The sequence below is a fragment of the Thalassobaculum litoreum DSM 18839 genome, assembly GCF_900102465.1.
Taxonomy (GTDB): Bacteria; Pseudomonadota; Alphaproteobacteria; order Thalassobaculales; family Thalassobaculaceae; genus Thalassobaculum; species Thalassobaculum litoreum.
In genome coordinates this window covers 1-6,524 of record NZ_FNBW01000036.1, presented here as the reverse complement: position 1 = coordinate 6,524, position 6,524 = coordinate 1, and the positions used below count along the sequence as shown (strand labels likewise).

Below are 6,524 nucleotides of genomic sequence, written 5' to 3'. Positions count from 1 at the left end.
CACCGCCGAACCGGCGGTTATCCTGTGATCCTCGCCGATCCCAACTGGCCCTTCGACACGCACAGCGAGAAGGGCCAGGGAAAGAGCCCGAGCCGGCATTACGACACCATGTCGATCGGCGAGATCTGCAGCGTCGACGTCAGCCTTCTCGCGGCCAAGGACGCCACGCTGTTCCTGTGGGTGACCTGGCCGCACATGCCGTCCTGGACGCGCGTGATCGAGGCCTGGGGCTTCGAGTATGCCGGCCTCGCCTGGGAATGGCGGAAGTACAACCCGGAGACCGGCAAGTATGCCTTCGGTCCCGGCTACGGCACCCGCAAGAACCTGGAGCCGTGCCTGCTCTGCACCCGCGGCAACCCCCAGCTCCGCAAGCCGACTGCCTTCTTCGGCGACGTCGAGATCCCCGAGGGCGTTCACAGCGTCCGCGACTTCATCGACTGGTGGCCGCACGACGAGATCCGCTCTCCCCGGCGCGGCCATAGCCAGAAGCCGCCTAGCCAGTACGAGCGCATCGAGACGCTGTTCGACGGCCCGTATCTGGAGCTGTTCGCGCGCAACACCCGCCCCGGCTGGAAGTCCCTCGGCGACGAGGTCGCCAAATTCGGTGAGGTCGGATGATGGCCAAGGCCCGCAACGATAGCCTGACGATGGACCTGCTCGACCTGTTGAAGAAGCAGCCGGTCCCAGAGCCCGCGATCGGATACGAAAAGGGCGAGGTCAAAGGCGCGACCCTGGACGTCCGTATCGCCGCGGCGGTGTCGAAGTCCATGAAGGACAGCGAGTTGAGCCGCGCAGAGATCGCCCGGCTGATGAGCGAGCACCTCGGTGAGACCGTCACCGAAACCCACCTCAACAACTACGCCAGCACCGCCAAGAAAGAGCACCGCATTCCGGCTGCTCGCCTTATCGCCCTGGCAAAGGTCCTAGAGGATCCACGGCTTCTCTCGATCGGCGCCGAGGATATCGACTGCATTGTGATACCGGCACGGCACCGCCGCCTGATCAAGCTCGGCCTGCTCAATGAGCAGATCCGCAGGTTTACCGAGGAGATGGATAAGGAACGCGAAGAGCTTGGGGAGCAGCTGCCTTGATGGGTTCCTGGTTCACCGCTGATCAGCTTGCCGGCCTCTCACTGCCGGGTCTGCCGTCGACAAAGCGCGGCATCAACCAGGTCGCATCCGAACAATCGTGGTCCTCAGCAAAGACCATGGACGGCACGCCGCTCTCCAGGCGTAAGGCCGGTCGCGGCCGAGGCTTCGAGTATCACGTCGATATCCTGCCGGCTCCCGCCCGTGCCGCTCTGCTGGCGCGGGCGGCCCTGCCGCAGAAGGTCCAAGCCGAAGAGCCGGACAACGACAACCGCGACGCCGAGGCGCGCTGGAAGGCCTTCGAGAAGCTCACCGACAAGGCGAAGGGCCACGCACGCCAGCGTCTGGCGGCATTGCACGCGGTGGAGCTGCTGGAGAACGGCGGATCGAGCCGCACTGCAGCAATCTCGGTGGTCTCTGTCCAGCACGGTTGCAGCGTCGCATCGCTCTGGAACTGGTTCGACCTGGTCGCCGGTTCCGATCGCCGCGACTGGCTTGCCTATCTGGCCCCGGCCTACAAGGGCGGAGGTCGCGCTAAGGCCGAGATCGACGACGAGGCTTGGCAGTATTTCCTGGCCGACTATCTGCGCGGCTCCAAGCCGTCCCCGGCCGAGTGCTGGCAGCGGCTGAAGGACGCTTCCCGCGAGCATGGCTGGGCGTTGCCGAAGAGCCTGAAGACGCTCACGCGCAAGCTGAAGCGCGAGATCGACCCGGCTGTCATCACCTTGAAGCGCGACGGCGCCGATGCCCTGGCGAGCCGGATCCCGGCTCAACGCCGGCGGCGCGACAATCTGCATGCGCTGGAGGCGGTCAACTACGACGGGCACCGGTTGGACCTCTTCGTGCGCTGGCCGGATGGGAAGAAGGACCGGGTGATGCTGCTCACCTTCCAGGATCTGGCCAGCGGCAAGATCCTCTCCTGGCGGGTCGACACCAGCGAGAGTGCCGAGGGCTTCCGCCTGGCATTCGGCGACCTGGTCGAGCAGTGGGGCATCCCATACTACGTATTTTCCGACAACACGATGGCCGCCGCCGCGAAGTCGAACACCGCCGGATCGCGGTACCGGAACCGCTACAAGATCAAGGACGACGACTTCGTCGGCCTCTTCCCCGCTCTCGGCGTCGATCTGCGCTTCACCAAGCCCGCGCATGGGCAATCCAAGCCGATTGAGCGCGCCTTCGGTGACCTTGCCAGGTACATCTCGAAGGCACCGGAGTGTGAGGGCGCCTATACCGGCAACGCGCCGCAGAACAAGCCCTGGAACTATGGCGCGCGGGCAATCGATCTTGCGGACCTGCTGCCGGTCTGCGAGCGCGAGATCAACCGGTTCAACAGCCGGACCGACCGCAACACTGCCGTGGCTAAGGGCCGATCCTGCGATGACGTGTTCGCCGAGAGCTACGCCCGCGATCTGATCCGCAAGCCGGCGCCCGGCGACGAGACGCTGCGACGGCTCTGGCTGCTCTCCGTTGAGGGCCTGACCTGCCGCGCCCCGTCTGGCGAGATCCACCTTCACGGCAACCGGTATTGGACCGAGGAGCTGGGCAGGATCGTCGGCCGGAAGGTCGCGGTCCGGTTCGATCCGGACCGGCTCCACCAGCCGATCCACGTCTACGACCTGGATGGCCGCTACCTGTGCGCGGCGCAGTGCGTCGACGACAGCGGCTTCATGGATCGTGACGCTGCCAAGCGCCAAGCACGCGCGCTCGCAGACCTTCGCCGGGCCACCCGCGAGCTGGCTGAAGCTGAGCTGCGCCTGTCGGTGTCCGACCTGGCCCGCATGACGCCTGCCATTCCCGATATGCCAGCTCCGGAGGCGCGGGTGATCCGCGCTCACCGGTTCCAGGGCAACACAGCTGTGAAGGCCGCGCCTGATCTCCTCGAGGACCAGGATCGCGGTGCCTTCTCCGACCAATTCGTCGCCAACGTCCTGCAGTGGAAGGCGGACAGAGATCGTCACGGGCTCTGAGCCCGGACGTAGAGCGGCGGGCGCTGGAACGCCCGCCGAAGTGGTAGCAAAGAAAGGATGTAGAACGTGCAAATTAGCAATTCTTTGCAAGTCGTGGAAGGGGCGGCACCGGAAACGGATGCCGACCTGATCCAGCGCCTGGACGCGGTCCTGGAAATCCGGGGCCTAAGCCAGAACAAAGCCGCCCAGCAGATCGGCATCAATGCCGCCGCCATCAGCGGACTGCGCAATGGCTCCTACTCGGGCAACCGCCAGGCCGTGCGGGTCAAGATCGAACAGTGGCTGGCGACGCATGAGCGACGCGCGGCCACCACCAGCCTGCTGCCGACGGCGCCCAGCTGGTTCGAAGGACCGGCGGCCCTGCAGATCAAGACCGCTCTCTCGCTCGCCCATGTCACCGCCGACATCGCGGTCATCTTCGGCGGTCCGGGTGTCGGGAAAACCGCGACCTGCGAGCACTATCGCGACACCAACCGCAACGTCTGGATCGCTACGATCCCGCGGCACTGCGTGACGATCATCTCGATGTTGCAGCAGATCGCCGACGCGGTGGGCTGCAAGGAAATGCCCCATGCCGGTGCGCGGAAGCTGTTCCGCGAGATCTCCGCGCGGATCGCCAACACCGCCGGGTTGCTGATCCTGGACGAGGCCCAGCACCTGCCAATCGATTGCCTGGACGAGTGCCGTTGCCTTTACGACGAGACGAAGGTCGGCGTCGCTTGGGTCGGCGACAACAAGCTCGACGATAAGACCCGGCCGAGCTTGGCGGTACCTCCGCAGCTCAGCCGACGCATCGGTGTCCGCCGCGGCATCAAGAAGGCCGGCAAGTCCGACCTGAAAGCGCTGGTCGAGGCCTGGGGCCTCGCCGATGAGGAAAGCATTCGGCTCTTGGCGGAGATCGCCGCGCGGCCGGGTGCCCTGGGAGTGGCAACCAAGTGCATCCGCCTCGCTGCGATCGACGCATCCGGCATCGACAACATCACCGCCGAGCACATCCGCGGCGCCTGGTCGAACCTGGGAGGCGGGCAATGATCGCCGAAAAGATCGAGAGCGTGCTCAAAAGCTGGCACCAGACGATGCGTGAGACCGGCCATTTCCCCTTCGAGCTGTTCCAGCACGGTCTGGCCGAACTGGAGGATGCCGCACGCATGGCGCGGCGGCTCGAGGCCAAGCCGATCCCGAAACGCCTTCGCACGATCGCGTCGACCGACCCGAGGGACAAGGTGGTCGACCTCGCGGCGATGCGTCGCCGCTCCAAGCGGCCGGGCACGGGGGTGCGGACATGAGCGCCGTGATGGATGCCGTGCCGCTGTACCCGAGTGAGGGTGCGCGGATCAGCTGGACTGAGGGCAAGGGACCGTCGGCGGTTCGGATCGACGCCCTCGTCTCGAGGGTCCGTCCAAGCGGAAACATGCAGGTCTGCCGGCTCGATTTCTTCGACGGCACTTCGTCGATTGCCGTGATGGATGCCAACCCCGACAGCGGCGCGATCACCATGACCTTCGAGAGCGCCGACGGCGAGCCGCACCTGGTGATGCTGGAGGCCGACCATGGCTAAGCGCCAGGGCCTGCTCTGGCTGATCCGCCAGCAACTGCGGTGGTGGCTGCTCGGCAGCCGCCGCGGCCGTTTCACCAACACACAGATCTGAGGAGCACCCGATGGGCGATTACGAAAGCCGCATGGAATCGGACCGACGCAGAGCGGTCCAGCGGAAGACCGAAGATGACCTCGCGGAGATGGTCAACAAGCCGCTTCCGGACGGTGTTTCGGTCGAGGTTTGCCGCCGAGCCACTCAGGTCGGCATGGACGCGGCCTGGATTCGGGTCTCTCAGGACGGTGAGCCCATCCAGGGCCTTTCCGGCCTCGGGAGCCGAGAGGCTCGCGGACTAGCAGCTGCACTGATCATGGCAGCGGACTCCGTCGACGCCGTCAGATCCATCGAAGCCAACTAGGAGCCAGACATGAGCGATCAACTCACTCTGCCCGTTTCCAGCCGCGAGATCCCGGTCGGCTATGTGGAGGACGCCAAGGGCAGGTTCGTTGCCGAAACGAGCGTCCGCCCGGTCCAGCAGCTCGAAGATCAGATGGTCCGGAAGGTCCTGGGCTACGCGGTCGATCTGCACAACCAGATCCAGCGCTTCAAGGGCCACGTCTTCGCCGACACCGGGTCTTACATGAGCCTCGCGGAGGAGGAATACGGCGCCACGAAGCGGGGTGCTAAGGGCCGCGGCAACGTCACCTTTATGACCTTCGACGGTCTGATGAAGGTACAGATCGCCGTCGCGGACCGGCTCACCTTCGGCCCCGAGCTGCAGGTGGCCCGCACACTCTTGGACGAGTGCATCTCCGACTGGACCGAGGATGCCCGCGCGGAGCTGCGCACCCTGGTCGATCAGGCGTTCCAGGCCGACAAGGAAGGTCAGGTCAGCCGCGACGCGGTCTTCCGGCTGCTCCGCCTGGAGTTCGACGACGCGCGGTGGAAGCGCGGCCAGGAGGCGATCCGCGACAGCATCCGGGTCATCGGCTCGAAGAGCTATGCCCGGTTCTACATTCGCCACGACCAGGCCGATGGGTGGCGCGCCGTGCCGATCGATCTGGCCGCGGTATGAGGGTGGGTCGATGCGCGCGCTCGCAAATCGCCACACTCGCCCGGCCGCGGAGGCGCCGGTCCAGTGTGAGATCTACGAGGCCTCCCGGCCGGCCGAGGTCCCCGTAGTCCACCTGGATGTCTGGTATGGCCGCCGCGACCTGTGGGTCTACCGCGCGGCCGGCGGCGAGGTCCGCACCCTGACGCCAGTGCGGGGCCTGCCGACGCCGCTGCCGGATGCCGAATGGCTCGGCTGGCCGCCGATCGGCGAGTTCCTCGCCGGCCAGGGGATCTGAGATGGACCGCGTCTGCCCCGTCCGCGGCTGCGGCGCCCCGCTCCGAAAGGGCCACGCCATGTGCCGCGAGTGCTGGAGCCGGACGTCGACATTCCATCGACGGAATGTCAGCCAGCGCTGGCGCCAGGTTCAGAACACACCGGTCGCCGAACGGCTCCATGCCATCAATCGCTATCGCGGCGCCCTGGCGCTGGCGGTGTCGGACAGCGAGATGCGGCGATGACTAGGCCGCTCGATGACGCGCTGCTGGGCTTCTGGGCCGCCACCCGGCAGCTGCTGCCACACCAGCCGAAAGCGCTGCAGCTCAATGTCCGCCGGGCGGCGACGGCGGTGACCCAGGCAGCGCGCGAGGCCGCCGAGCGCCCGGCCGGCGATCCGCGCACCGAGCTGCGCGAGGCGCTCGATCGGGCCTCCGCCGAGCTTGGGTGGTCCGACGTCATGCTGATCGTCAACGCCGCCGGCCGGCGCTGCGCCGGTCCTACCAGGAGGGCCGCCGAATGACCGCCACCGCCACCCGCGCCGACGACAAGGCCGCCCGGCGCCCCCGCGTCGCCAAGATCCAGATCGCCAAGAAAGAGCTGG

General features: G+C 66.6%; 11 protein-coding genes. All 11 read left to right on the top strand.

Going from position 1 to position 6,524, the window contains the following annotated elements; all coding sequences use genetic code 11:
• Positions 1–618: MT-A70 family methyltransferase (locus BLS34_RS24940; RefSeq protein ID WP_139189490.1), on the top strand; the 618-nt coding region annotated here is incomplete at its 5' end.
• Positions 618–1,091, top strand: coding sequence for a hypothetical protein (locus BLS34_RS24935; protein WP_139189489.1), 474 nt, complete (start codon positions 618–620; stop codon positions 1,089–1,091). The genes BLS34_RS24940 and BLS34_RS24935, both read left to right, overlap by 1 nt.
• A complete protein-coding gene (locus BLS34_RS24930) occupies positions 1,091–3,058 on the top strand; it encodes a transposase domain-containing protein (RefSeq protein WP_093154795.1) in 1,968 nt (655 codons plus the stop codon). Before BLS34_RS24935 ends, BLS34_RS24930 begins: the two co-directional genes overlap by 1 nt.
• A gap of 93 nt (positions 3,059–3,151) precedes the next feature.
• Positions 3,152–4,090 carry an AAA family ATPase gene (locus tag BLS34_RS24925; RefSeq protein WP_175474390.1) on the top strand — a complete coding sequence of 313 codons (939 nt, stop codon included), beginning with the start codon at positions 3,152–3,154 and terminating at the stop codon, positions 4,088–4,090.
• On the top strand, positions 4,087–4,344 hold the full coding sequence (locus BLS34_RS24920) for a hypothetical protein (protein ID WP_093154790.1): 258 nt from the start codon (positions 4,087–4,089) through the stop codon (positions 4,342–4,344). The genes BLS34_RS24925 and BLS34_RS24920 overlap by 4 nt, the downstream gene beginning before the upstream one ends.
• Positions 4,341–4,616: a hypothetical protein gene (locus BLS34_RS25740; protein ID WP_139189488.1), complete on the top strand. Its 276-nt coding sequence runs from the start codon at positions 4,341–4,343 to the stop codon at positions 4,614–4,616. The genes BLS34_RS24920 and BLS34_RS25740 overlap by 4 nt, the downstream gene beginning before the upstream one ends.
• Before the next feature lie 101 nt (positions 4,617–4,717).
• Positions 4,718–5,011 (top strand): hypothetical protein, encoded by a 294-nt coding sequence (locus BLS34_RS24915; RefSeq protein ID WP_093154788.1) that lies wholly within the window; start codon positions 4,718–4,720, stop codon positions 5,009–5,011.
• A gap of 9 nt (positions 5,012–5,020) precedes the next feature.
• Entirely contained in the window at positions 5,021–5,668 is a 648-nt protein-coding gene (locus BLS34_RS24910) for a DUF3164 family protein (RefSeq protein ID WP_093154785.1), read from the top strand.
• Positions 5,669–5,678: 10 nt separating this feature from the next.
• The gene (locus tag BLS34_RS24905; RefSeq protein WP_093154782.1) at positions 5,679–5,942 is read left to right on the top strand and encodes a TolB-like translocation protein; all 264 of its coding nucleotides are present in this window, start codon (positions 5,679–5,681) and stop codon (positions 5,940–5,942) included.
• 1 nt (position 5,943) lies between these two features.
• The gene (locus BLS34_RS24900; RefSeq protein WP_093154780.1) at positions 5,944–6,165 is read left to right on the top strand and encodes a hypothetical protein; all 222 of its coding nucleotides are present in this window, start codon (positions 5,944–5,946) and stop codon (positions 6,163–6,165) included.
• Positions 6,162–6,443, top strand: coding sequence for a hypothetical protein (locus BLS34_RS24895; RefSeq protein WP_093154777.1), 282 nt, complete (start codon positions 6,162–6,164; stop codon positions 6,441–6,443). Before BLS34_RS24900 ends, BLS34_RS24895 begins: the two co-directional genes overlap by 4 nt.
• Positions 6,444–6,524 lie beyond the last annotated feature (81 nt).

What these genes read in the sequence shown, in the direction of transcription:
- BLS34_RS24935 (WP_139189489.1), top strand. Translation starts at nt 618, where the DNA reads ATGGCCAAGGCCCGCAACGATAGCCTGACGATGGACCTGCTCGACCTG.
- BLS34_RS24930 (WP_093154795.1), top strand. Translation starts at nt 1,091, where the DNA reads ATGGGTTCCTGGTTCACCGCTGATCAGCTTGCCGGCCTCTCACTGCCG.
- BLS34_RS24920 (WP_093154790.1), top strand. Translation starts at nt 4,087, where the DNA reads ATGATCGCCGAAAAGATCGAGAGCGTGCTCAAAAGCTGGCACCAGACG.
- BLS34_RS25740 (WP_139189488.1), top strand. Translation starts at nt 4,341, where the DNA reads ATGAGCGCCGTGATGGATGCCGTGCCGCTGTACCCGAGTGAGGGTGCG.
- BLS34_RS24915 (WP_093154788.1), top strand. Translation starts at nt 4,718, where the DNA reads ATGGGCGATTACGAAAGCCGCATGGAATCGGACCGACGCAGAGCGGTC.
- BLS34_RS24910 (WP_093154785.1), top strand. Translation starts at nt 5,021, where the DNA reads ATGAGCGATCAACTCACTCTGCCCGTTTCCAGCCGCGAGATCCCGGTC.
- BLS34_RS24905 (WP_093154782.1), top strand. Translation starts at nt 5,679, where the DNA reads ATGCGCGCGCTCGCAAATCGCCACACTCGCCCGGCCGCGGAGGCGCCG.
- BLS34_RS24900 (WP_093154780.1), top strand. Translation starts at nt 5,944, where the DNA reads ATGGACCGCGTCTGCCCCGTCCGCGGCTGCGGCGCCCCGCTCCGAAAG.
- BLS34_RS24895 (WP_093154777.1), top strand. Translation starts at nt 6,162, where the DNA reads ATGACTAGGCCGCTCGATGACGCGCTGCTGGGCTTCTGGGCCGCCACC.